The 23,774-nt window shown below is 73.5% G+C and carries 19 protein-coding genes; 13 read left to right on the top strand and 6 right to left on the bottom strand.

From position 1 onward, the window contains the following. The first annotated feature begins 12 nt into the window (after positions 1 to 12). Positions 13 to 741 (top strand): LuxR C-terminal-related transcriptional regulator, encoded by a 729-nt coding sequence (locus Pdca_RS27495; RefSeq protein WP_085912917.1) that lies wholly within the window; start codon positions 13 to 15, stop codon positions 739 to 741. Between the two features lie 358 nt (positions 742 to 1,099). Further along, a complete protein-coding gene (locus Pdca_RS27490) occupies positions 1,100 to 3,139 on the top strand; it encodes a PhoX family protein (RefSeq protein WP_085912961.1) in 2,040 nt (679 codons plus the stop codon). Here the strand turns inward: Pdca_RS27490 and Pdca_RS27485 are convergent. Beyond that, entirely contained in the window at positions 3,136 to 3,951 is an 816-nt protein-coding gene (locus tag Pdca_RS27485) for a VldE C-terminal domain-containing protein (RefSeq protein WP_085912918.1), read from the bottom strand. The genes Pdca_RS27490 and Pdca_RS27485 overlap by 4 nt on opposite strands. A 275-nt stretch (positions 3,952 to 4,226) precedes the next feature. On the opposite strand from Pdca_RS27485, the gene Pdca_RS27480 reads away from it, so the two are divergent. Then, a complete protein-coding gene (locus Pdca_RS27480) occupies positions 4,227 to 5,453 on the top strand; it encodes an MFS transporter (protein ID WP_232021233.1) in 1,227 nt (408 codons plus the stop codon). A gap of 19 nt (positions 5,454 to 5,472) precedes the next feature. Here Pdca_RS27480 and Pdca_RS27475 read toward each other — a convergent pair whose 3' ends face one another. The 3 genes from Pdca_RS27475 to Pdca_RS27465 all read right to left on the bottom strand — a co-directional run bounded on the left by Pdca_RS27475 (position 5,473) and on the right by Pdca_RS27465 (position 9,959). Further along, on the bottom strand, positions 5,473 to 5,766 hold the full coding sequence (locus Pdca_RS27475) for a hypothetical protein (protein WP_085912920.1): 294 nt from the start codon (positions 5,764 to 5,766) through the stop codon (positions 5,473 to 5,475). A gap of 316 nt (positions 5,767 to 6,082) precedes the next feature. After that, on the bottom strand, positions 6,083 to 8,128 hold the full coding sequence (locus Pdca_RS27470) for an NAD(+) synthase (protein ID WP_085912921.1): 2,046 nt from the start codon (positions 8,126 to 8,128) through the stop codon (positions 6,083 to 6,085). Between the two features lie 46 nt (positions 8,129 to 8,174). Continuing rightward, complete coding sequence (locus Pdca_RS27465; RefSeq protein WP_085912922.1) at positions 8,175 to 9,959, bottom strand: phosphatidylglycerol lysyltransferase domain-containing protein; 1,785 nt, start codon at positions 9,957 to 9,959, stop codon at positions 8,175 to 8,177. 418 nt (positions 9,960 to 10,377) lie between these two features. Here Pdca_RS27465 and Pdca_RS27460 point away from each other — a divergent pair, with 418 nt between their 5' ends. Beyond that, positions 10,378 to 11,166: a DUF2382 domain-containing protein gene (locus tag Pdca_RS27460; RefSeq protein ID WP_085912962.1), complete on the top strand. Its 789-nt coding sequence runs from the start codon at positions 10,378 to 10,380 to the stop codon at positions 11,164 to 11,166. Between the two features lie 129 nt (positions 11,167 to 11,295). On the opposite strand, the gene Pdca_RS27455 is transcribed toward Pdca_RS27460, so the two are convergent. Then, positions 11,296 to 12,258: a glycine betaine ABC transporter substrate-binding protein gene (locus Pdca_RS27455; protein WP_232021231.1), complete on the bottom strand. Its 963-nt coding sequence runs from the start codon at positions 12,256 to 12,258 to the stop codon at positions 11,296 to 11,298. Positions 12,259 to 12,560: 302 nt separating this feature from the next. Between Pdca_RS27455 and Pdca_RS27450 the strand changes: the two genes are divergently transcribed. The 9 genes from Pdca_RS27450 to Pdca_RS27410 are packed head-to-tail and all read left to right on the top strand — an operon-like array spanning position 12,561 to position 21,477. Continuing rightward, positions 12,561 to 12,962: a DUF1707 SHOCT-like domain-containing protein gene (locus tag Pdca_RS27450; RefSeq protein ID WP_085912924.1), complete on the top strand. Its 402-nt coding sequence runs from the start codon at positions 12,561 to 12,563 to the stop codon at positions 12,960 to 12,962. A 51-nt stretch (positions 12,963 to 13,013) separates the two neighbouring features. Beyond that, the gene (locus tag Pdca_RS27445) at positions 13,014 to 13,241 is read left to right on the top strand and encodes an MbtH family protein (protein WP_085912925.1); all 228 of its coding nucleotides are present in this window, start codon (positions 13,014 to 13,016) and stop codon (positions 13,239 to 13,241) included. A gap of 3 nt (positions 13,242 to 13,244) precedes the next feature. After that, the gene (locus tag Pdca_RS27440) at positions 13,245 to 14,087 is read left to right on the top strand and encodes an ABC transporter ATP-binding protein (RefSeq protein ID WP_085912926.1); all 843 of its coding nucleotides are present in this window, start codon (positions 13,245 to 13,247) and stop codon (positions 14,085 to 14,087) included. Then, positions 14,084 to 15,175: a FecCD family ABC transporter permease gene (locus tag Pdca_RS27435; RefSeq protein WP_232021229.1), complete on the top strand. Its 1,092-nt coding sequence runs from the start codon at positions 14,084 to 14,086 to the stop codon at positions 15,173 to 15,175. Before Pdca_RS27440 ends, Pdca_RS27435 begins: the two co-directional genes overlap by 4 nt. Further along, on the top strand, positions 15,172 to 16,221 hold the full coding sequence (locus tag Pdca_RS27430) for a FecCD family ABC transporter permease (RefSeq protein ID WP_085912927.1): 1,050 nt from the start codon (positions 15,172 to 15,174) through the stop codon (positions 16,219 to 16,221). The genes Pdca_RS27435 and Pdca_RS27430 overlap by 4 nt, the downstream gene beginning before the upstream one ends. Positions 16,222 to 16,241: 20 nt before the next feature. Continuing rightward, a complete protein-coding gene (locus Pdca_RS27425) occupies positions 16,242 to 17,033 on the top strand; it encodes a class I SAM-dependent methyltransferase (RefSeq protein WP_158092160.1) in 792 nt (263 codons plus the stop codon). Next, positions 17,030 to 18,856, top strand: coding sequence for an ABC transporter ATP-binding protein (locus tag Pdca_RS27420; protein ID WP_158092161.1), 1,827 nt, complete (start codon positions 17,030 to 17,032; stop codon positions 18,854 to 18,856). The genes Pdca_RS27425 and Pdca_RS27420 overlap by 4 nt, the downstream gene beginning before the upstream one ends. Beyond that, complete coding sequence (locus tag Pdca_RS27415) at positions 18,849 to 20,672, top strand: ABC transporter ATP-binding protein (RefSeq protein ID WP_085912930.1); 1,824 nt, start codon at positions 18,849 to 18,851, stop codon at positions 20,670 to 20,672. Before Pdca_RS27420 ends, Pdca_RS27415 begins: the two co-directional genes overlap by 8 nt. Beyond that, entirely contained in the window at positions 20,596 to 21,477 is an 882-nt protein-coding gene (locus Pdca_RS27410) for a siderophore-interacting protein (protein WP_085912931.1), read from the top strand. The genes Pdca_RS27415 and Pdca_RS27410 overlap by 77 nt, the downstream gene beginning before the upstream one ends. Before the next feature lie 10 nt (positions 21,478 to 21,487). Here Pdca_RS27410 and Pdca_RS27405 read toward each other — a convergent pair whose 3' ends face one another. Continuing rightward, positions 21,488 to 23,602, bottom strand: a complete 2,115-nt coding sequence (locus Pdca_RS27405) for a multicopper oxidase family protein (protein WP_085912932.1) — start codon at positions 23,600 to 23,602, stop codon at positions 21,488 to 21,490. Positions 23,603 to 23,774 lie beyond the last annotated feature (172 nt).

The raw sequence follows: 23,774 nt of genomic DNA, 5'->3' as shown, positions 1-23,774 counted from the left end.
CGGAGGACAGCGATGACGCTCGAAGCCGTTCGGGGAGCCACCGACGTTCAGGTCCGTGGCGGCGACTCCGCCGATGTGGTCCGGCGGGCGGCCCGGGTCCTGGTCATCGACTCCGAGCCGGTCGTCCGGCACGGACTGCGTGCGCTGCTGACCGCGGAGCCCGATCTCGCCCCCGCCGGTGAGGCCTCCTCCCCGAGGGACGCCCTGATGGCGGCCGAGCGCGCGCGCCCGGACGTGATCATCGTGGACATCGAGTTCGGCCGGGACGAGCGCCCGGGACTGGACCTGGTCCGGGCCCTGCTGGAGCGCTGCCGCGGGACGAAGATCCTGGTCCTGACCGGCTGCCGGGACCGGGACGCGATGATGCGCACCGTCCGGCTCGGCGTGCACGGCTACCTGCGCAAGGGCGCCGACACCGCGGAGATCGTGCGGTCGGTGCGGGCGGTGCTGCGCGGCGAGGGCGTGTTCGATCCCGGGACCGGCGGCGCCGGGCCGCTGCAGGTACTGCGCGAGAACACCCAGGACACCGGCCCCGACCTGTGCAAGACCTCGCTGCTCACCGACCGGGAGAACCAGGTACTGCGGTTGCTCGCGGTCGGCATGAGCAACCGGGAGATCGGCACCCGGCTGCGGATCTCGGAGGCCACGGTGAAGTTCCACGTGCGCAACCTGCGCGACAAGCTGGAGGTCCGGCGGCGCACCGAGATCGTCTACACCGCGGCCCGCCAGGGCATCGTCTGACACCGGTCTGGGCACCGGGTACGACTCCCGGGCCGGGGTGCGCGGCATGATCCCGCCCCGGCCCGGATTCTGTTCCATGATCCCTGTCTTGGGAGTGCCGGTGTCCGTACGGGCACGCTGCACTCCCGAGACGCGGATCATGCTGGTGTCCGAGGCCACGTCGCTGCGTGGTGGCGTTCACCCGTTGGCCACTCCTGGATCACCCGATGGGTGGGTTCGCCTGGTCTGATGCGGGCATCGGACGGTTGTGACCCGACACCGTCCGTCCCCACCACGTTCCAGGAGGACGACCGTGGCCCAGTGCTGCCCGGATCCCGCAGAAGCAGATGCAGCAACAGAAGCAGGCCGCGAGTCGGGCCTGCGCCTGCTCCCGCTCGGCCGCCAGGGCCTGACCTGCCGCTACCGCTGCGGGGACGCGTGTTCCCGGCCGGAGCCCAACACGTCCTCCAACGGGTACTTCGGTGATGTCCTGCGCACCGTGCTGGACCGCCGGGGTGCGCTCCGGGCCGGTGCGGTGCTCGGACTGGCCACCGGCGCCGGGCTCGCCACCACCGGTGCCGGCACCGCGGGCACCGCCGCCGCGACCCCGGCCACGCCCGAGGGAGGGCCGGGCGGCGGGCAGCAGCCGCCACGCGGACTGCGCTACGAGACCGTCGCCCCGAACGTCGACGACGCCGTCCGGGTCCCGCCCGGCTACGCGAGCAACGTCGTCGTCCGCTGGGGTGACCCGATCTTCCCGGACGCCCCGGAGTTCGACTTCGAGAACCAGAGCGCGGCCGCGCAGGCCCGCCAGTTCGGCTACAACAACGACTTCTGCGGGATCCTGCCGCTCGACGGCGCCGGGAAGCGGCACATCATGTACTCCAACCACGAGTACACGCTGGAACCGCTGATGTTCCGCGGGTTCGACGAGGAGAACCCCACCGAGGAGCAGATCCGGATCGGGATCGCCGCGCACGGTGGCGCGGTCGTCGAGGTCGTCCGGGACCGCAGGACCGGGGAGCTGCACCACGACCGGGCCGGGCGGCTCAACCGGCGGATCACCGCGGACACCCCGATGGTGCTCGACGGCCCGGCGGCCGGTGCCGAGGTACTGCGGACCGCCGCCGACCCGACCGGCCGCGCGGTCCTGGGCATGATCGGCAACTGTGCCGGCGGCACCACCCCGTGGGGCACCTTCCTGACCGGCGAGGAGAACTTCGACGGCTACTTCGCCTCCGGCCCGGTGACCGACCCGAGGGCCGAGCGGTACGGCTTCGAAGAGGGCCCGTCCGAGCGCCGGTGGGAGCGGGTCGACCCGCGCTGGGACCTCGCGCAGGAGCCGAACGAGGCGAACCGGTTCGGCTACATCGTCGAGATCGACCCGCACGACCCCTCGGCGAAGCCGGTCAAGCACACCGCGCTCGGCCGGTTCAAGCACGAGGGCGCGACCGTCGCACTCACCCGCGACGGACGCCCGGTCGTCTACATGGGCGACGACGAGCGCTTCGACTACGTCTACAAGTTCGTGTCCGACCGGGCGATGCGCCGCGGCAACAGCCGGGCCGCCCGCGAGCACAACGCGGGGCTGCTCGCCTCCGGCACGCTCTACGTCGCGACCTTCACCGGGAACAGCCCGGCCGCCGAGATCACCGGCGACGGTGCACTCCCGAGCGACGGCCGGTTCGACGGCGGCGGGACGTGGACACCGCTGGCATCCACCACGACGTCCTTCGTGGACGGGATGAGCGTGGCGGACGTCTTCGTGTTCACCCGGCTCGCCGCGGACCGGGCCGGCGCGACCAAGATGGACCGGCCCGAGGACGTGGAGCCGAACCCGCGGACCGGCAAGGTGTACATCGCCTGCACCAACAACTCCGACCGCGGCAAGGCAGGCGAGGCGGGCGCCGACGAGGCGAACCCGCGGCACGCCAACCAGCACGGGCACGTGATCGAGCTGACCGAGCAGGGCGACGACCCGGCGGCGACCACCTTCGGCTGGGACATCCTGCTGGTCTGCGGCGACCCGGCGGACCCGTCGACCTACTTCGGCGGGTTCGACAAGTCCCAGGTCAGCCCGATCACCTCGCCGGACAACGTCGCGTTCGACCAGTACGGCAACCTCTGGATCGCGACCGACTCCACCCAGGCGCTGAAGATCAACGACGGGCTCTACGGCGTCGTGCTGGAGGGGCCGCAGCGCGGCTCGACCCGGCTGTTCGCCAGCGTGCCGGTCGGTTCCGAGTGCTGCGGCCCGGTCGTCACCGAGAACTTCGCGCTGGTCTCGGTGCAACACCCCGGCGACCTCGACGACGCCTCACCGGAGCAGCCGGCGTCGCACTGGCCGGACGGCGGTGCCAGCCAGCCCCGGCCGGCGGTGGTGGCGATCCGCAACCTGCACGGAGCGATCGGGGTCTAGGCGCACTTCCCCAGGTCGGGATCGCCGGAGCCGGGGCTCTTCTCGAACGAGATGTGCACGTGGTCGACGTGGTTCGCGGTGTCGCCGCCGCGGTCGGACATCTCGGTCCAGCCCGAACCGTGGTTCATCTGCTGTTCCCAGATCACGTACTTCACGCCCAGCTCGTCGGAGTTCGCCAGCGCGCACTCGGCGATCCGGTCGCCGGTCTCGCCCCGGACCATCAGGTCCAGGGCGTGACCGGTCGGGTGGTCGGAGGCGCTGGAGCGCTGGGCGACGCCGATCAGGTCCGGCTGGCCGTAGGCGCAGCTCAGGAACTCGGCGGCGTCGGCGACCCAGCTCTTCACAGGTCCGAGTCCGCTGGTGTCGACGTCGCAGGACGCGGAGCTCGGTCCGCCCCGGCCGGCACCCTCGCCGGGCTGTGGCCGGTCGCGGCCCGCGGACGAGCGGGCCTGCGCGGCGGCGTCCCTGGCGACGCGCTCGGCCTCCTCGCCGGCGGCACGGCCGGCGTCGGCGGTGGCGTCGAGCAGGCCCGCGGAGCGGACGAGGTCCGCGCCGAGGACCGGCTCGGTGCGTGGCGCCTCGGCGGCGGCCGCGGCGTCGGCGAAGGCGGTGTCGAGATCGAGCTCGTCGGCGCCGTCGGCGCTGTCGGTGGTCTCGGATGCCAGGCGCAGGTCCGCCTGCACCGGACCGAACTCCAGGCCGGCGACGGGGGTGACGACGGCGAGGGCTCCGCTGGCGACGGCAGCCGCGGTGGCGACGTGACGAATCCCGGACCGGGTCTCGTCCGCCCGCCGATGGCGGTGTCGGGGCACGACAGTTCTCCTCCGGCACACGGACCGGGCGGGCTGCGGGGGAGCGTGGGATCGGGGAATCCCTGCCCGTCGGGGGAACCGGACCGTGTGTTCCGTTCCGGACGCTAGCGAAAACCCCCGTTCCGCCCCGGCGTCCGGCATCGGGGGGAGACGACCGCGCGATCCGCTGCGGCGAGTGGTCGCAACCCTTCCGTCCACCCGGACGTCTGGATATGTCTCCGAGGCTATGCCGACCGGACGTTCGGTGCAAGGCTCGGAGCGACCGCACGACGACGGTGCGGCCGGACTTCTTCATCTACGCCACGGCTGCCGCCCTGGTGTTCAACAGCCAGTTCTTCTCCACGCTCTCGCCGGCATCGGGCACCCTGGCCGCGTTCGCGACGCTCGGGGTCGGGCTGGTCGCCCGCCCGCTCGGCGGGATCGTGTGGGGGCACTTCGGCGACCGGGTCGGTCGCAAGAAGATGCTGGTGGTGTCGCTGCTGCTGATGGGGTTCGCGACGGTCGGCGTCGGCCTGCTGCCGACCTACGAGCAGATCGGCGTGGCCGCACCGGTGCTGCTCGTCGTGCTGCGACTGCTGCAGGGGCTCTCGGCGGGTGGTGAGTGGGGCGGCGCCGCGCTGATGTCGGTCGAGCACGCCCCGCCCGGCAAGCGCGGCCGGTACGGCTCGTTCCCGCAGATCGGCGTCCCGGCCGGGCTGATACTCGCCCAGCTGGTGTTCCTCGTGGTGTCGAACGTGACCACCCCCGAGCAGTTCGCCGCCTGGGGCTGGCGGATCCCGTTCCTGCTGTCGATCCTGCTGGTCGTGGTCGGGCTGATGATCCGGCTGCGGGTCGAGGAGAGCCCGGTCTTCGCGCTGCTGCGGGAGAACCGGTCGCGCAGCCGGGCCCCGATCCTGGAGGTCTTCCGGAACCGGCCGCGGGAGCTGGTGCTGGCCTCGGGCAGCTTCATCGCGAACAACGCGATCGGCTACGTCTTCCTGGCTTACCTGCTCGCCTACGGCACCCAGGTGCTGGAGGTGGGGCGCAACACGATGATCCTGGTGGTGATCATCGGTTCGTTCAGCTGGCTGGCGAGCATCGTGGTGGCCGCGATCTGGTCGGACACGGTGGGGCGGCGCCCGGTGTACCTGGTCGGATCGGTGCTGCTGGTGATCTGGCCGATTCCGTTCTTCCTGCTGGTGGACACGGCCGCGTTCGGGGCGATGGTCGTCGCGGTGGTGGTGCTCACCATCGGGTTGGGGCTGTCCTACGGCCCGCAGGCGGCGCTGTTCGCCGAGATGTTCGAGGCCCGGTTCCGCTACAGCGGTGTGTCGTTCTGCTATGCCATCGGTGCGGTGCTGGGCGGCGGGTTCGCCCCGCTGATCGCGACCGCGCTGCAGCAGGCGTACGGGACGTCGATGGCGGTCGCCGCCTACATGGTCGTGGTCGCGCTGATCTCACTGGTGGCCGTGCTGCTGATCCGGGAGACGCATCACCCGGATTCCCCGGCCCGGCTGTCCTGATCCGGCCCCGGCTGCTCGGTCAGGGGGAGCGGTGCCGGCCGTTGGTCAGCGCCGGCTGGGCGGCGGGTGCGCTGCCGAGATCGCGCGCCCGGCGGCGCCCGGCGACGGTCCCTGCGGGCGGCGTGTCGGCCGCCGGGGTGCCGTTCATCGAGCGGGCCTGTTCGGCGAGCTCGCGGGTCACACACGGCCAGGTCGCGCTGACCCCGGCGGCATCCCGGCACTCCCGGCAGAAACCCTGGGAGTCGGGGGTGTGTTCGTTCAGGGTCCGCTCGAGCAGATCGGGCATCTCGGACAGGATGTTCGCGAGCGCCAAGACTCACCTCCAGGTCGATTGCGGGCGACAGTAGTAGTGCGGATCACCCGCCTGGCCCAGGGGCAGGGAAACCTCCGCGGCCTGCGGAGATGCCCCGGACGCTCCGGTGTGGACGGAGTGTTTCCGCTGTTCGGGAGCGGGGCCGGTGATCCGCCGGGCCCGCTCCCCGCGGCCGCCGGGTGATCGGCACGCCCCCGCCGGAAGGCATGCCGGACCGGGAGCCGCCCGCCGAACCGGCCGTCGGATCGGCAACCGGTTCGCCAGGTACGACGACACGCACCGTTGCTGCGCCCGGCGCGAGAAACGGATCACCCGGTCAGTTGTCCGGGACCTCGCGGGCGATCTCGTCGAGCCAGAGCGCGGCCGACATGTCCGACGGTGCACGCCAGTCCCCGCGCGGAGAGAGCGCGCCGCCCGAGGAGACCTTCGGGCCGTTGGGCAGGGCGGACCGCTTGAACTGGGAGAAGGCGAAGAAGCGCTGCGCGAAGACCTGCAGCCAGCGGCGGATCTCGGCGGGCGAGTAGGCCGGGCGCTCGTCGTCGGGGAATCCCGGCGGCCACTGCCCGGCGGCCGCGTCGGACCAGGCGTGCCCGGCCAGGAACGCGATCCGGGACGGCCGGAACCCGTGCCGCAGCGTGTACCAGAGCGTGAAGTCCTGCAGCGCGTACGGACCGACCGTCGCCTGGCTGGACTGCACCGCCCGGTCACCGTCGGACGGGACCAGTTCCGGGGTGATCTCGGTGTCGAGCACGGACCGGAGCACCTCGGACACGCGCTCGTCGAACTGCGCCGAGGAGATCACCCAGCGGATCAGGTGCTGCATCAGCGTCTTCGGCACGCCGCCGTTGACGTTGTAGTGCGACATCTGGTCGCCGACGCCGTAGGTGGACCAGCCCAGCGCCAGCTCGGACAGGTCGCCGGTGCCGAGCACGATCCCGCCGCGCTGGTTGGCCAGCCGGAACAGGTAGTCGGTGCGCAGTCCGGCCTGGACGTTCTCGAACGTCACGTCGTACACCGGCTCGCCGCGGCCGAACGGATGCCCGATCTCGCCGAGCATGGTCCGGGCGGTCGGCGTGATGTCGATCGTGGCGAAGGTGACCCCGAGCGCCTCCGACAGCGCCACGGCGTTGTTCCGGGTGTGGTCGGAGGTGGCGAACCCGGGCATCGTGAACGCCAGGATGTCCGTGCGCGGGCGGCCCATCCGGTCCATCGCCCGGGCCGCGACGATCAGCGCGTGCGTGGAGTCCAGCCCGCCGGACACCCCGATGACCACCTTCGGCTGCCCGATCGCGCGCAGCCGCTGCTCCAGCCCGGCGACCTGGATCGAGTAGGCCTCGAAGCAGTCCTGCTCCAGCCGCTCCGGATCGGCGGGCACGAACGGGAAACGCTCCACGGTGCGCCGCAGGCCGATGTCGTGACCGGGCGGATCGAGCCGGAACTCCACCGTGCGGAAGGCGCCGGTGCGGTCGGCGTGCGTGCGCCGGTTGTCGTCGAAGGTGCCCTGCCTGCGCCGCTCGGCGGCGATCAGGTCCAGGTCGATGTCGGCCACCGAGTGCTGCGCGCCCTGCGGGAACCGGCCGGACTCGGCGAGCGGCGCGCCGTTCTCGTAGATCATGGTCTGGCCGTCCCACGCGACGTCGGTGGTCGACTCGCCCTCGCCAGCCGCGGCGTAGACGTACCCGGCGGTGCAGCGGGCGGACGCGGAGCGACACAGCAGGCGGCGCTCGTCGGCGCGGCCGACGGTGATCGGTGAACCGGACAGGTTCGCCAGCACCGTCGCCCCGGCCAGCGCGGCCTCGGCCGACGGCGGGATCGGCACCCAGAAGTCCTCGCAGATCTCGGCGTGCAGCACGAAGCCGGGCAGGTCCTGCGCCGCGAACAGCAGATCGGTGCCGAACGGGTGATCGGTGTCGCCGATCCGGATCGTGGCACCGCGCACGTCGTCGCCGGGCGCGGTCTGGCGGCGCTCGTAGAACTCCCGGTAGGTCGGCAGATAGGACTTCGGGGCGACGCCCAGGATCCGGCCGCGGTGGATGACGACCGCGGTGTTGTAGATCCGGTGCCGGTGGCGCAGCGGTGCCCCGACGACGAGCACCGGCAGCAGCTCGGCGGTCGCCGCGGCGAGCGCGACCAGCTCCCGCTCGACCGCCTCGAGCAGGGTGTCCTGGAGCAGGACGTCCTCGATCGAGTAGCCGGACATCGTCAGCTCGGGGAACACCACCAGCCCGACGCCGTCGTCGTGGCAGGAGCGGGCCACCTCCAGCACGGCGGCGGCGTTCGCGGCGGGCTGCGCCATCGTGGTGTGCAGTGTCGCCGCGGCGGCCCGCAGGAAGTGCTGGCGGTACACGGAACGGAAGTCCACATCGGCATTGTCCCTCGCCCGCTCCCGCGCGCCGCCCGGAGCCCGCTCAGCGGCGCAGCAACCGCAACACCGCCGGGGGCCGCCCGCCGAAGCCCTCCGCCTCCAGCGCGACGAGCAGGATCCGCGGCAGGTCGCGGACGGCCGGGAACAGCACGTAGCGCGGGTACCAGTCGGGCCGGAACTTGGCGTTGAAGCGGTACAGCGAGTCGATCTGCCACCAGCGCGAGGCCAGCCGCAGCAGCCGGGCCCACATCCGGGCGACCGGCCCGGCCCCGATCCGCTCGCCGCGTTCGAGCGCTGAGCGGAACACCGCGAAGTTCAGCGACACCCGCCGGACGCCCAGCTTCGGCGCCGCCGCCATGAGCTCGGCGATCATCAGCTCGTTGATCCCGTTGTCGGCGTCGGTGTCGCGGACCATCAGGTCCAGCGACAGCCCGTCCGGGCCCCAGGGGACGAGCTGCAGCATCCCGCTGGGCTCGTCGCCGCGGAACACGGTGACGATCACCGCGTCCGGGTCGGAGGGGTCCGCGATCCGCGACGACGCCATCGAGAACCCGCGTTCGTGCTCGTCGCCGCGCCAGCGCAGGGCGCGCTCGGTGATCCGGGTGCGCTCGTCGTCGTCGTACTCGCTCAACCGCTGCACGACCGCGGTGTGCTCGAGCCGCTGCATCCGCTTCACGGTCTGCCGCACGCCGCGCATCGGCCGTCCGTCGAGGGTGAACGTGGTCGCGTCGAGCACCGCCTCGTCGCCGAGCTCCAGCGCGTCCAGCCCGGCCTTCGCCCACGCGGTCGCGCCGCGTTCGGAGCAGCCGAGCACCGCGGGCGACCAGCCGTAGCGGGTGCATTCCTGCAGGAACGCCTCGATCGCGCCGGGCCAGGCGCCGACGTCACCGACCGGATCGCCGGACGCCAGCGCGACCCCGGCCAGCACCCGGTACGACACGGCCGACTTGCCACCGTGGGCGAACACGGCGGCCTTGTCGCGGCGCAGCGCGAAGTAGCCGAGCGAGTCGCCGTCGCGCTGACGCAGCAGCGTGCGCAGCCGCTCCTCGTCGTCGGGCAGCAGCGACGGTCGCGGCTCGGGGGAGCGCAGCAGGTGGTACCCGGCGGTGAGCAGGGCGACCAGCCCGAAGGTCAGCCCGGCCGCGGAGGTGAGGTCGTCGAGCCAGAGCGCCTGCGGGGCGAACGACACCGGCCCGGTGACGCCGATCAGCGACAGCCCGGCGTGTACGGCCTGCGTGGCGAGCGACGGGTCGCCGGTCAACCGCCGGGGGTTGAGTGCGAGCAGCACCCAGACGATCAGGAAGCCGGCCAGCCCGAACTGGACCAGCGTGCGTACCGCCCGGCCGAGCCCGCCGGGATCCTGGCGGGCCACGAAGTACCGGCGGGTCGCCAGCAGCGCCACCAGCAGCGCGCCGACCAGCACGGCGGGGGTGAGACCGTGCCGCTGGTCGATGACGTGCAGCGCGTTGACCACGAGCAGGACGGCGGTCGTCCCGGTCGCGACCCACCAGGCGCGTTTCTTGCGCCGCCGCAGCCCGGCGGCGAGCAGCAGCAGCCCGACCCCGGCCACCGTCGTCACGATCAGTGCGGCGAGCCCCACCCCCGGCGGGAGTCCGAGCGAGCTGCGCAGCTCGCTGCCCAGCAGCCGGCGCGGTGCGGGCAGCACGGCGGTCGCCACGGTCAGCAGGCCGACGATCCGGGCCGCCCACACCACGGCACGGACCACAGCCGCCTCGGACAACCGTCGTCGTCGCGCCTCCGGATCCGGGCGCGGGTTCTCGGCGCGGACGGGGCCCCGGTGTTCGTCCCCGGCGGTGTCGGCCGCCACGCGTTCCTCCTGTCGATCCGGCTCCGCCCGTCCCGGACGGGAACCGGGCGGCGGACGGAGATCCTGCCGGACGCTAGCGGCGCGGGCCCGCCCGGCGCGCCCCACCCGGCCCGCGTCGCCGGTCGGGGCGATCAGGTCCAACGGATCGGGCGAACCGGACGTGCCGGGCGAACGGGCCGAGCCCGCCGGGCGACGGGCCCCGGGAATGAACTCCCAAACATCTCGTACGGAGTCGCCCGCAGCGGTTGCCGAGACGACCCTGGGTTGTCGCGCAAGGCTTTCCACTGGTCCGACGGGATGAGGGGAGCCACTCGTCCGACGGGCAGCCGGCCGGTCGACGCATGGACCGGCCCCGTGCCGTCGATCCCTGGGGTGTCCGGATGTGCACGACATCGATCGACTCACGGAGGCGAACAGGATGATCACGAAGGACATGACGCGGGACCTGATCGGGCGCCAGGCGGTCGACTCGCACGGCGAGAAGGTCGGCAAGATCGGCCAGGTCTACCTGGACGAGCAGAACGGCACGCCGACCTGGGCGACGGTCAACACCGGTCTGTTCGGCACCAAGGAGAGCTTCGTCCCGCTGCAGAACGCGGACCTGAAGGACTCCGCCGTCGAGCTGCCGGTGGAGAAGCAGCAGGTGAAGGACTGCCCGCACGTCGGCCGGTCCGACGAGCGGCTCACCGGGTCCGAGGAGGACGAGCTGTACCGCCACTACGGCACCGCGGCGGGCGCCACCGGCGTCACCGGTGGGGCCGGCGACGGACGGCACGCCGCGACCGACACCGCCGAGGCCGGTCGCGAGCGCTCCGGCGGGACGTCCGGTGACGACGCGATGGTCCGGCACGAGGAGCGGCTGCGGGTCGGCACCGAGGCCGAGGAGACCGGGCGGGTGGCGCTGCGCAAGTACGTCGTCACCGAGGACCAGACGGTGACCGTGCCGGTCAGCCACGAGGAGGTCCGGCTCGAGCGGGAGCCGATCACCGACGACGGCACCGCCGGATCGGCACGCCCCGGCGTGATCGGCGAGGAGGAGCAGGAGATCACCCTGCACCGCGAGCGTCCGGTGGTGGACAAGACCACCGAGGCCGTCGAGAAGGTCCGGCTCGGGACCCGCACCGTGACCGAGGAGGAGCAGGTCTCGGGCACCGTCCGCAAGGAGCAGATCGACGTCGACGACCCGTCGGACTCCCTCGAGCGGTGACCGACGGCCCTCGCCGCTCGTGCGTGGACCCCGTGGCTCCGGCCGCGGCGTCCCCGCGCGGGCGGCGTTCGTCGTTCAGGGCGCGGGGCCCGGACGGCGACGGACTCCCGGCGCGTGGCTCCGCCGGACTCAGGCCCCGCTGATGAAACCGCGGCCGGCGAGCCACCTCCGGGCCACCTTGCGCGGTGACTCGTGCCCGGCGGAGACCTGGCTGTTCAGCTCCAGGATGGTCAGGTGGTCGAGTGCCGCGGCGAGCGGATCGAGCACCTGGGCCACCTCCGGGGCGCGCTCGTAGACGTCCTGCCGCAGGTTCGGTACCGGGGTGTGCGCGACGTGGTAGTTGCGGTCGTCCTGGAGCACTTTCAGACCGAACTGGAGCATCCGCCCATCGGTGCTGTAGACCTGGCCGAACAGGCAGACCTGGTCGGCGGTGGACTGGTAGATCAGGCTCTCCTCGATGACCTGGACCCGGTTCGGCGGAATCTCCGCCTCGTAGTGGCGCTGCAGGCCGCGCAGACCACCCTCGCTCGACCGGTACTCGGGTTCGACACAGATCGTCCCGGGCTGGTCGGACCGCAGGTAGGCGAACATGTCGCTGATCGAGTTCAGCTGCAGCGCGGCGGCGGGCGCACCGGCGATGGCGATGACGTAGGTGTTGTCGAAGGCCGCCGGCCGGAGCCAGACGATGTCGTTGTCGTCCAGATCGCGCTGCCGTACCCGGCCGAGGACATCGGCATCCGGGATCTGCTCCGGTTCGCGCATGAACGATGCCCATGCGGTGCCGGTGTACTCCCAGTACATCGAGATGTCGCCGTCCAGCAGGGCCCGGCGGGTCTGGTCGGTACTGCCGAGATCGCACCGGTCGGTGACCGATGCGCCGGCCTCCTGCAGCGCGCTGACGGTGATCTGGCAGAGGACCACCTGTTCGTCGAAGTCCTTCGAGCCGACGACGTAGGTCTGGTCGGAGAGATCGGCGGCCGCCGCGAGCCAGTTCGGGGAGGGCGGGGGCCCGCAGGCCGCCGTGACGATCAGGGCGGCGAGCGACAGGGCCAAGCCGCAGGTGCGTCGGAGCACGGTGGTGCGAGCGATCACGAATGACTTCCCGGGGAGCGAAGGCCGATCACGGAGCGTATAGGTGACCATGATCTCTTCACCCACGCAATGGGGGGTCGCGAACTCGGCGACGTATGAAGGAGCCTGATATTTCGGTGAATATCACTCGTCGTAACCGAGTACGCACGGTGACGGCATGGCGCCGCGGGGGTCGGTGATCACCGGCCGTCAGGTGCCGGGCGGGTGCGGGCGGGGTCGTGTCGACGGGGAGTCTGCAGGCGAACGGTCTTGTTTAGGTATGCCTAACTATATAGGTTGGCCGGGGAACGAGGAGGGAACGGGTGAGTGCTGAACAGCTCCCCGGGAACGGTGGCCGGATCTCCGGCCGGATCCGGGCCGGGGCCGCCGACCGCGCCGCGGCGCTGCACCGGCTCGGCACCCATCTCGCCGAGGGCAGGCTGACGGTCTCCGAGTACGACGAGCGGTCCGGCGCCGCGGCCCGGGCGGTACACCTCGACGAGCTCGACGTGCTGTTCGGCGACCTGCCGGCGGCCGCGGGGGCCTCCGTCGCGGCGGCACCGGAGCCGGCGCGGGCCGCCCGGTGGTTCTGGTGGACGGCGTCCGGGACGCCCGTCGTGGCGCTGTTGCTGCACCTCGGGACCGGATCCACCTGGTGGTACCTGCTCCCGGTCGCCGGGGCGCTGGTGTTGTTCGCCTCGCCACCCGCCAGGCCGCAACGGTGAGGTTAGGCTCGGTTGAATTCGCGGAGCCCCGCCTGCTGGAGAAGAGGAACGATGTCCACCAACCCGTTCGACGACGAGGACGGCGAGTTCCACGCGCTGGTCAACGACGAGGGGCAGTACTCCCTCTGGCCCGCGTTCGCCGAGGTCCCCTCGGGGTGGACCGTCGTGCACGGACCCGGCAGTCGGCAGGCGGCGCTGGACCACATCGAGGCGCACTGGACGGACATGCGTCCGCGCGGCCTGGTCCGCCGGACGGAACAGGCCACGGCCGCGAGCTGACCGGTGACCTCCCACGCCCCTGACCCGGGTGCTCCGCCGGCCTGCCGGCTCGGCACCCGCGATCTCGAAGTCGGCTACGACGACCGGACGGTCGTCCGCGGCCTCACCCTCGACATCCCCGACGGCGGGTTCACCGTCATCGTCGGGCCGAACGCCTGTGGGAAGTCGACGCTGCTCAAGGCGCTGGCCAGGGGCCTGCGCCCGCGCGGCGGTTCGGTGCTGCTCGACGGCACCCGGATCGAGACCCACCGCAGCAAGGAGGTCGCGCGCCGGCTCGGCCTGCTGCCGCAGACCGCGCAGACCCCCGGCGGGATCTCGGTCGGCGACCTGGTGGCCCGTGGGCGGTACCCGCACCAGCGGATGCTGCGTCAGTGGACCCGCGGCGACGAGGAGGCCGTGCTCGCCGCGCTGCGCGCCACCGGCACCGAGGCGCTCGCCGACCGGCTGGTCGAGGAGCTGTCCGGCGGTCAGCGGCAGCGGGTGTGGATCGCACTCGCGCTGGCCCAGGAGACCCCGATCCTGCTGCTCGACGAACCGACCACCTACCTCGACGTCGCGCACCAGCTCGACGTCCTGGACCTGTGCGACGACCTGCGGAGCAGCCGCGGCCAGACGCTGGTCGCCGTGCTGCACGACCTCAACCACGCCTGCCGCTACGCCACCCACCTGGTCGCGATGCGCGACGGCGCGCTGGTCGCACAGGGCCCTCCCGGCGAGGTGGTCACCGCAGATCTGGTCGAGCAGGTCTTCGGCATGCGCTGCCGGATCATCCCGGACCCGGAGACCGGGACCCCGCTCGTCGTCCCCGCCGACCGGCGGCGTCGCACGGCGGCCCGGCAGACGTGAGCGAGCGCAACGGCCGGGTCCCCACAGCCGTCACCGACCGGATCACGCCGGTGGCCCCGGGGGAGGACAGCGCCGCGGCCCGGCGCCGCCGGGCGCTGCTGCGGGTCTCCGGGCTGATCGTCGCCGCGGTCGCGCTGGTCGTGCTGGCGGCGCTGAGCATCCGCGTGGGGGTGCGGCCGATCCCGTTCGGGACGGTCCGTGACGTGCTCCTCGGCGTGCCGGGGATCGATCCGGACGCCGTCCGGATCGTCGAGGGCCTGCGGATCCCGCGGACGCTGGTCGGGATCGTCGCCGGGGTCTGCCTCGGGCTGGCCGGCACGATCATGCAGGGGCTCACCCGCAACCCGCTGGCCGATCCCGGGCTGTTCGGGGTGGACATCGGCGCCGCGCTGGCGATCGTGCTGGCGATCTCGTTGCTCGGCGTGCGCACCCCCGACGGCTACGTCTGGTTCGCCTTCGTCGGCGCCGGTGTGGCGGCCGTGCTGGTCTACCTGCTCGGATCGACCGGCCGGTCGGTGGCGCCGGAGAAGATGGTGCTGGCCGGTGCGGCGGTGAGCGTCACGCTCGGCGCGATCGTCTCCGGGGTGCTGATCCTGGACGGCGTCACCTTCGACGTCTACCGGTTCTGGGCGGTCGGGTCGCTGGCCGGCCGCGGACCGGACGTGCTGATCGCGGTGCTGCCGTTCGCGATCGCCGGGGTGCTGCTGGCGATCGCGCTGGCCCGCCCGCTGAACTCGCTGGCGCTGGGGGAGGACGTCGCCTCGGCGCTCGGCGTCAACCTGGCGCTCACCCGAACCGGTGCGGCGGTGGCGGTCACCCTGCTGGCCGGTGCGGCGACCGCGGCGGCCGGGCCGATCGTGTTCGTCGGACTGGCGGTGCCGCACCTGGCCCGACTGCTGGTCGGGCCGGACCAGCGGTGGGTGGTCGGCTACTCGCTGCTGCTTGCGCCGGTGCTGCTGATCGGCGCCGACGTGCTGGGCCGGGTGGTGTCGGGGACCGGCGAGATCGAGGTCGGGATCGTCACCGCGGTGCTCGGCGCCCCGGTGTTCCTGGCACTGGCCCGCCGACGCCGGGTGGCCCAGCTGTGACCCCCGTGGTGAGTGGCCGGGCGCTGCGGACCCCCGGTGAGCGGATCGCGCTCCGGGTGCTCCCGCGGGCGCTTCTGGTCTGCGCGGTGCTGGCTGCGGTGCTCGCGGTGACCGCCGTGATCGGGCTCGTCATGGGCGACTTCGACGTCCCGCTCGCCGACGTGCTGGCCGCGCTGCGCGGCGAGGCCACCGGCCGGGCGCGGTTCATCGTGACCGGGCTGCGGTTGCCCCGGCTCCTGGTGGCGATGTTCGTCGGTGCCGCGCTCGGCGTCGCCGGCGCGATCTTCCAGGGACTGTCCCGCAACCCGCTCGGCAGCCCGGACATCATCGGATTCACCGCGGGCTCGGCGACCGGGGCGCTGCTGGTGCTGCTGGTCGGCGGGGGCGGGGCCGGCGCGATCGCGATCGGTGCGGTGCTCGGCGGGTTCGTCGCGGCGCTGCTGGTCTACCTGCTGTCCTACCGGCGCGGGGTCTCCGGATTCCGGCTGATCCTGGTCGGGATCGGGGTCAGCGCGATGCTCGGCGGGGTCAACGCCTTCCTGGTCACCCGGGCGCAGCTGCGTGACGCCCAGGCGGCGCAGCTGTGGCTGACCGGCAGCGTCAACGGCCGCGGCTGGGACCACGTGACGCTGATCGGCCTGACCGTGCTGCTGCTGCTCCCGATCGCGGTGCTGCTCGGCCGCGCGCTGCCCCAGCTGGAACTGGGCGACGAGGTGGCACGGGCCCGCGGCCTCGCCGTGGAGCGGTCCCGGGCGCTGCTGATGCTGGTCGGTATCGGGCTGACCGCGGTGGCGACGGCCGTCGCCGGGCCGATCGCGTTCGTCGCGCTGGCGGCACCGCAGATCGCCCGCCGGCTCACCCGCACGCCGGGCCCCGGACTGGTGCCGGCCGCGCTGACCGGGGCGGCCCTGCTGACGGTCGGTGACGTGGCCGCCCAGCGGATCTTCTCGCCGGTGCCGATCCCGGTGGGTGTGGCGACCGCGGCGATCGGCGGGATCTACCTCGCGTGGCTGCTCGCCCGGCAGTGGCGCAGCGGGCGCGGATGACCGGCAGGAAAGGACACGACATGACCGCCACGACGGGGACGGCCGGGACACCGGCCGGCATCGCGGAGCCGCAGGTGGCCGAGGACCGCTACGCGCGGTTCTACGCCGCCCAGGCCCGTTCGGGGACGCTGCGCCGGATCTACCGGGAGGCCTACGGGGAGGACTACCCGGAGGAGATCGACCCGTTCGGCTTCGTCACCCGCGCCGACCTGGCCCGGGTCGGCGAGCTGGTCGGGCTCGCACCCGGCGGCACCCTGGTCGATCTGGGCTGCGGCCGCGGTGGGCCGGGGCTCCTGGTGGCCCGCGAGCACCGGGCCCGGCTGGTCGGCGTCGACGTGGTGCCGGTCGCGGTCGCCGACGCGGCCCGCCGCAGCCGCGAGCTCGGCCGGGCCGGGGCGCGGTTCGTCGTCGGCTCCTTCACCGGGACCGGCCTGCCCGCCGCGAGCGCCGACGCGGTGATGAGCATCGACGCGCTGTGGATGGTGCAGGACAAGCCGGCCGCGCTCGCCGAGGTGCACCGGATCCTGGTGCCCGGCGGCCGGTTCGTGCTGACCACCTGGGAGCCCGAGCACGTCGACCACCGGGCGCTGCTGACGGAGGCCGGCTTCGAGCTCGAGGTGCGGGAGGAGACCCCGGACTGGCTCGCCCGTCAGCGTGCCGTCTACGCCGGGATCACCGCGGCGGCCGGCGAGCTGGCCGAGGAGCTCGGCGCCGAGGGTGCCGAGGTCATCCTCACCGAGGCGCAGCAGGCACCGCGCGTCCTCGCCGGCACCCCACGGCTGCTGCTGGCCGCCCGGCGGCGCCGGCCGTGACCGACACAGCCGCCGGCAGTGCAGCTTCCGGCACGGCCGCCTCCGATACGGCCGCCGCCGACCCGGCTGCCGCCGATACTGCCGCCACAGTGGGGGCCGCCCCGTCGCCGGAGTCGCATGCGCGCAGCCGCGCCTTCCTGCGCTGGTGCCTGCGCGCGCAGTGGCGCGGGCTGGCACTGGCCGCCGTCACCGGGGTCGTGGTGCAGGGCCTGTTCGTCCTGCTGCCATGGGGTGTCCAGCAGGCCGTCGACCGCGGCATCACACCGGGGGACGTCGCGCAGACGGCGTTCTGGGCGGTTGCGGTCGCCGGACTGGGGCTGCTGATCACCGTCGGGCAGATCGCCTTCCAGTGGTGGAACTACCTCTCCGGCGCCCGGGTGATCAAGCAGACCCGGGAGCGGCTGGCCGCGCACGTGCTCGAGCTGGACCGGGCCGCGCTGGCCGGGCACGGTCCGGGTGAGCTGGCGGTGCGCGGCGGCCGGGACGCCGAGGCACTGTGGAACTGGCTGTCCGGGGTGGTCGAGACCGTCCAGCTGATCGCCGGTCTGGCCATCATCCTGGGCGCGCTGCTGCTGCTCGACCCGCTGCTGGCGGCGATCGGCCTGGCGGTGATCCCGCTGCTGCTCGGCCTGGCGGCGGTGTTCCCGCGCCGCTACGAGGCGGCCTCGCTGGTACTGGGTGCCGCGCACGGCGACCGCGGCGCCGCGGTGGAGGGACTGCTCTCGGGCAGTGCGGCGGTGCGCGGTGTCGGCGGCGAGCACGTGCTCGTCAGCCGGCACCACGACAGCAGCGCCGAGGTCACCCGGCAGACCGTGCGGGTCGCCCGGATCGGCACCCTGTGGGGTGCGCTGGCGTCGTTCGTGCCGCTCGCCGCGGCCGCCGCCGGACTGTTCCTCGGCGGCCTGGCCGCCGTCGACGGCGACCTGACGGTGGGGGGCCTGATCGCCTTCGCGTCCTGGATGGCGATGCTCGCGCAGCGGGTGGACACCCTGGTCGGGCAGCAGACCATGCGCAGGCAGGCGGCCGCGTCGGCGGCCCGGATCGCCGAGGTGCTCGCGCTCACCCCGCGGCTGCCCGAGCCGGCCGATCCGCTCCCGGCCCCGCCGCCCGGCCCGGCGCAGCTGACCGGGACCGGGATCCGGGTGGCGCACGGCGGCCGCACGGTGCTCGACGACATCGGGATCGAGGTGCGCGCCGGGGAGACCGTCGCGGTCACCGGCGTCACCGGCTCCGGGAAGACGTCACTGCTGCGGGTGCTCGCCCGGCTCGACGCCCCGGACACCGGCGCGATCACCCTGGACGGCGTCGGACTGGACCGGCTGCGCCGCCGGGACGTGCGCGCCCGGATCGGGTTCGTCCCGCAACGCCCGGTGCTCACCTCCGGCACACTGCGCTCGACCCTGCTGCTGGGCGCCGAACCCACCCCGGACCGGGACGACGAGGTGCACGAGGCCTGCCGGATCGCCGCGTTCGACGGCGACCTGGCCGGGTTCCCGGACGGCCTCGACACCGTGGTGGGGGAGGGCGGCACCACCCTGTCCGGCGGCCAGGTGCAGCGGATCGCGCTGGCCAGGGCGCTGCTGCGGGATCCGGACGTGCTACTGCTCGACGACGTCACCTCGGCCCTGGACACCGGAACGGAGAACCTGGTGCTGACCCGGCTGCGCGCCGCCCGACCGGATCTCGCGATCGTCTTCGCCGGGCACCGGGAGGCGGTGCACGCACTCGCCGACCGGGCGGTCGCGCTGCCCGCGCCACCGGTCACCGACAGCCCCGGCAGCCCCGACATCTCGGGCACCGTCTCCGGAGACCGTCGTGGCTGAGGTCGTGCTGCTCACCGAGGACCCGCCGCTGCGCGGCACGTTGCGCCGGCTCGCGCCGTTCCTGCGGCCGCACGCGGTCCCGGCGGCCGTCGCGGTGGTACTCACCCTGTCCGCGTCGCTGGCCTGGGTGCTGGTCGCGCCGGTGTTCGGCGCCATCACCGGCGCGGTGCTGGAGTCCGATCGCGATCGTGTGCTGGTCGCCGGGCTTCTGCTGCTCGGCCTGGCGGTGGCCCGCACCCTGCTGTCCTGGGCCGGTGAGCTGCTGCTGGCCGTCGTCGGCGAACGGGTCGTGCGCGGCATCCGGGAGCGGGTGGTCGACCGGCTCGCCGCGGCCCCGCTGCGGTTCGTCGAGGCGCACCGTGGCGGCGAGCTGCTGACCCGGTCGACCACCGAGATCGAGCTGCTCTCCACGTTCGTCCGATCCCAGCTGCCGGCCGCCGTCTCGGTGCTCGGCTACCTGGTGTTCGCGGTCGTGGTGCTGTTCGCCTACTCGTGGCTGCTGGCGCTGCTGCTGCTGGCACTGTTCGTGCCGCTGTCGCTGCTGGTGATGCGCTCCTTCGAGCGGGCTGCCGGATCGGCGTTCACCGCCGAGGCGACGGCGCGGGCCGCGGTCGCCTCGGCGTTCGCCGAGACCGTCGCGGCCCGCGAGGCGATCCAGGCGGCCGGCGCCGAGCAGGCCTGGGCGCGCCGGTTCGCCGACCACACCGGCGCGCTGCTGGACGCGATCCGGCGCACCATCCGGGCGCTGAACCGGCTGCCGCTGGCGGTGCTGGTGGAGGCGATCACCACGGCGGCGCTGATCGCGGCCGGCGGCATGCTGATCGCGGCCGGCCGGATCGACATCCCCACCGTGGCGGTGTTCGTGCTCACCACCCGCACCCTGTTCGACTCCTTCAACGAGGCGACCGGGCTGGTCGGGGAGTTCCAGGAGTCCCGGGTCGCGGTGGCCCGGCTGACCGATCTGCTGGCCGCCACCCAGCCCGCTGCCACCCGGCCCGCTGCCACCCGGCCCGCCGCACCCGCGCCGGACCGCGGGCCCGCGCAGCGTCCGTCCGGGCCCGGGCGGCTGGTCCTCGACGACGTCGGATTCGGCTACACGGCCGGCACCCCAGTGCTCGACGGCGTCTCGGTCACCGTCGAACCCGGCGAGCGGGTCGCCCTGGTGGGGCGGACCGGTGCCGGGAAGAGCACCCTGGCCAAGATCGTCGCCGGGCTGTACCCGCCGGACCGGGGCCGGGTCACGGTGGACGGCAGCCCGCTGGACGTGCTGGCCCCGGACGTGCTGCGGCACCGGGTCGCGCTGGTCGGCCAGCAGGTGCACGTGGCCGCGGGCTCGGTGCACGACAACGTCACACTGGTACTCGGTACCCCGGGCAGGCCCGAGGTGGAGCGGGCGGTCGACGCGCTCGGCCTGCGCCGGTGGATCGGCGAGCTCGGCGGCCTGGACGCCGACCTGGGCACCCGCGGCGACCGGCTCTCCGCCGGGGAGCGGCAGGTGCTCGGCCTGATCCGGGCGGCACTCGTCGCCCCGGCGGTGCTGGTGCTGGACGAGGCCACCGCCGATCTCGACCCGACCACGGCGGGTCTGCTGGAGGGCGCGCTGGAACGGATCCGGGACGCCACCACGCTGGTGGTCATCGCCCACCGGCCGGACACCGTGGCGCGGATGGACCGCGTCGTCACCCTGGACGCAGGCCGGGTCGTCACCGACACCGGCTCACCCACCGAAGGAGCAGGCAGTGCCCTACTGGATCACGACCGTTCGCGACGTCCGGCGGATCACCCCGCACATGGTGCGGGTGGTCCTGGACGGTGACGAGCTCGCCGGCTACCAGGTGAAGGGCCTGGCCGACGACTACTGCCGGGTGCTCTTCCCGCATCCCGGCGAGGACTCCCCGGTCGTCCCGGTCGAGATCGACGGCAAGGAGCAGGACCCGCCCGGCACCGTCCCGGCACCGGTGCGCAACTACACGATCCGCCGTCAGGACCCGGACACCGGCGAGGTGTGGATCGATCTGCTGCTGCACGAGGGCGGTGTCGGCGCGACCTGGGCGGCGCAGGCGCAGCCCGGCGCCCGGATCGCGCTCGGCCCGGCGCACGGCCGCTACCAGCCGCCCGAGGACGCCCGGCGGGTCGTGCTGGTCGGGGACGCGACCGCACTGCCCGCGATCGGGCGGATCCTGGAGGAGCTGCCCGGCGGCCGGTCGGCGCTCGCGCTGATCCTGGTCGCCGACGCCGCCGAGGAGCAGGAGCTGCCCGGTCGCGACGGCGTCGAGATCCGCTGGCTGCACGTGCCCGACCCGATGGACCTGGGCGAGCGGCTGCTGGCCGAGGTGCAGTCCTGCGAGCTCGCCACCGACGGCGCCGACTACGTCTGGGTGGCCGGGGAGACCGACGCCTGCCGCCGGGCCCGCAAGCACCTGCGCCACGAGCGGGGCCTCCCGGCGGGGGCCTACACCGTCGTCGGGTACTGGCGTCCGGACGCCGAACGCTGGCAGGCCCGCTACGACGCACTCGCCGAGGAGCTCGCCGCGAAGCTCGCGGTCGCCGACGCCGAGAACCCGGACGACGACGACTACGACGACGCCGTCGACCGGATCTACACCGACGCGGGGTTGTAGGCCCGCCCGCTCACGCGTGCTCGGGCGGGGCGAGCGCCACGACCCCGTCCGGCAGCAGCGAGATCGGCCGCATCATCCGGTGGTCCTCGTGCTCGTAGACGTGGCAGTGGTGCACGAACCGCCCGGCGTGCGGGCCGAACCGGCCGATCGCGCTGATGAGCTGACCGCCGCCGAGCGAGACGACGTCCTTCGCGCCGGCCTCCGGGCCGGTCACGGTGCCCGCCCGGTCGAACCGCAACGGGCTCCTCGTGCCGCCGCCGAACGACCCGTCCGGGCGGACCAGGTAGGTCCAGCCGGAGACGTCGTAGTGGTCGCGCCGCTGCACCTGGAAGGTGAACGCGTGCACGTGCATGGGGTGCGGCGCGCCGGGGCCCTCCAGGTTCAGCCAGGTCCAGCGCTCCCAGCCCTCGGTGCGGGCGTGCACGGTGACCGGATCGGCCCAGTCGGCGGCGATCCGGCGGAAGGTGCGCAGGGCCCCGTCGTGGTCGACGATCTGGACGATCCCGTCGACCGGGCCGTCGGCGAGCGCCTCCGGGACCCGGTCGGTCTCGGTCATCTCCCACATCCGGGCCGACACCGGGAACGCCGGGGTGATCAGCACGATCCGGTCGGTGATCGGGGAGGCGACGTCGGCGGTGATCCGGGTGAAGCCGGGCGCGAGATCGGTGCCGTCCCGCACGGCGGTCCGGGCCGGTGCCGGACCGGCCGGTCGGTCCCGCACCCGGAACTGCATGACGTCGTCGGACGGCGCGGGTGCCACCGAGCCGTCCACCCAGCGCAGGGTGCGTCCGGCGTAGTCGCTGAAGTCGATCACCACGTCGGCCCGCTCCGCGGGGACCAGCGCGAACTCCTCGGCGCCGGCCACCGCGCCGGGCAGCAGCCCGGCGTCCGATCCGACGTGGTGTGCGACGCCCTCGGGCAGCACCTGCTCGTCCTCGTCGATCAGCATCAGGTGGTAGGGCCGGATCGACGAGGCGTTGAGCACGCGCAGCCGGTACGGCGCGGGATCGACCTCGAGATAGGGCCAGATCGTGCCGTTGACCAGGGTGAACGGGCCGGTGAAGGAGCGCGGTAGCCGCTCGCTCTGGCCGTCGTAGAGCACGATCTTGTAGAGCAGCTCGCCGGTCAGCCGGCCCGTGGCGTCGGTGTCGAGATTGCGGTCGCAGATCATCAGCGGGATCTCGTACTCGCCGGACGGCAGGCCGGCGGCGTCGTCCTCGTCGTCGCGCAGCAGGTAGAACCCGCCGCCGAGACCGGCCATCGTGGTCAGCCGGGTCACGTGCATGGCGTGGTCGTGGTACCAGAGCGCGGCGGCGGGCTGGTCGTTCGAGTAGCGGGTCAGCTGCACGCCGGTCGGGCCGACGGCGTTCTCCGGCCAGCCGTCGGCGCCGCCGCCGACCACGGCGCCGTGCAGGTGCACCACCGTCCACGGGGGCAGCACGGCGGCCGCCGGCAGCGGCTGCGCCCCGCGCGCACCGGGCAGGTCCCATTCGCGCAGGTCGCCGCGGTTGTCCAGCACCTCGACCGCCTTCACCGGGTACGGACCGGTCAGCTCGTTGGTCCAGGCGATCTCCAGCGGGACGCCCCGGCGCGCCTCGATCGTCGGCCCGGGGAAGCCACCCTCGTAGGTCCACATCGGGGTGCCGGGCAGCGCGGAGTGGAGCTGTACCTGCGCGGTGCGCTGGCGCACGGTCAGCCGGGCCACGCCGTCGGGCCCGGGGGCCGCGGTGAGCACCGGCATCCGCGGCAGCGGATCGGTGAACGGGCGCAGCGCCAGCAGCGCGCGGCCGTCGTCCGGTGGCGGGCGGTAGGTGCCGGTGACCGGATCGCCACCGCCACCGTGCCCGCCGTGCACGGTGCGGCCGCCGGGCGCGTTCACCCCGGGCAGCAGGACCTGGTCCGGTGGTGCACCGGTGGGGCGGGCGCGGGTGGCGAGGCCGGCCACCGCGGCGGCCAGCGCGGTGTGCGCGAGGAACCGTCGCCGGCTGGTCCGGAGCACCCCGGACGGACGGACCTGCTCCGGTCGCACAGCCGCCGGGACCGGGGTGACCGGGGGGCTCGGCGGGAGCGGTGGCACCGGGCGGGGAACCCGGCTCGCGTCCGATGTGGACGAATCCTCGGCCATCCGCGGACTGCCTCCTCGTGGTCAGTAAGCCTGATACGAAGCCTAAGTTAGGCAAACCTCTTAATCCATCACCCTCACCTCTGGACTCCTCTCCGTAGATCTGCTTAGGCTCAGCTAACTCGATCGGGCGGTTCTGCCGTCTCCACCTCGGCCCTTCCCCACAGGAGTCGCA

The sequence above is a fragment of the Pseudonocardia autotrophica genome (genome assembly GCF_003945385.1).
Lineage (GTDB): Bacteria > Actinomycetota > Actinomycetes > Mycobacteriales > Pseudonocardiaceae > Pseudonocardia > Pseudonocardia autotrophica.
This window is presented reverse-complemented; position numbering and strand designations above follow the sequence as displayed.

Excerpts from the sequence above, each read along its gene's own strand:
- Pdca_RS27425 (WP_158092160.1), top strand. The coding sequence starts at position 16,242 with ATGACCGCCACGACGGGGACGGCCGGGACACCGGCCGGCATCGCGGAG.
- Pdca_RS27445 (WP_085912925.1), top strand. The coding sequence starts at position 13,014 with ATGTCCACCAACCCGTTCGACGACGAGGACGGCGAGTTCCACGCGCTG.
- Pdca_RS27495 (WP_085912917.1), top strand. The coding sequence starts at position 13 with ATGACGCTCGAAGCCGTTCGGGGAGCCACCGACGTTCAGGTCCGTGGC.
- Pdca_RS27405 (WP_085912932.1), bottom strand. The coding sequence starts at position 23,602 with ATGGCCGAGGATTCGTCCACATCGGACGCGAGCCGGGTTCCCCGCCCG.
- Pdca_RS27460 (WP_085912962.1), top strand. The coding sequence starts at position 10,378 with ATGATCACGAAGGACATGACGCGGGACCTGATCGGGCGCCAGGCGGTC.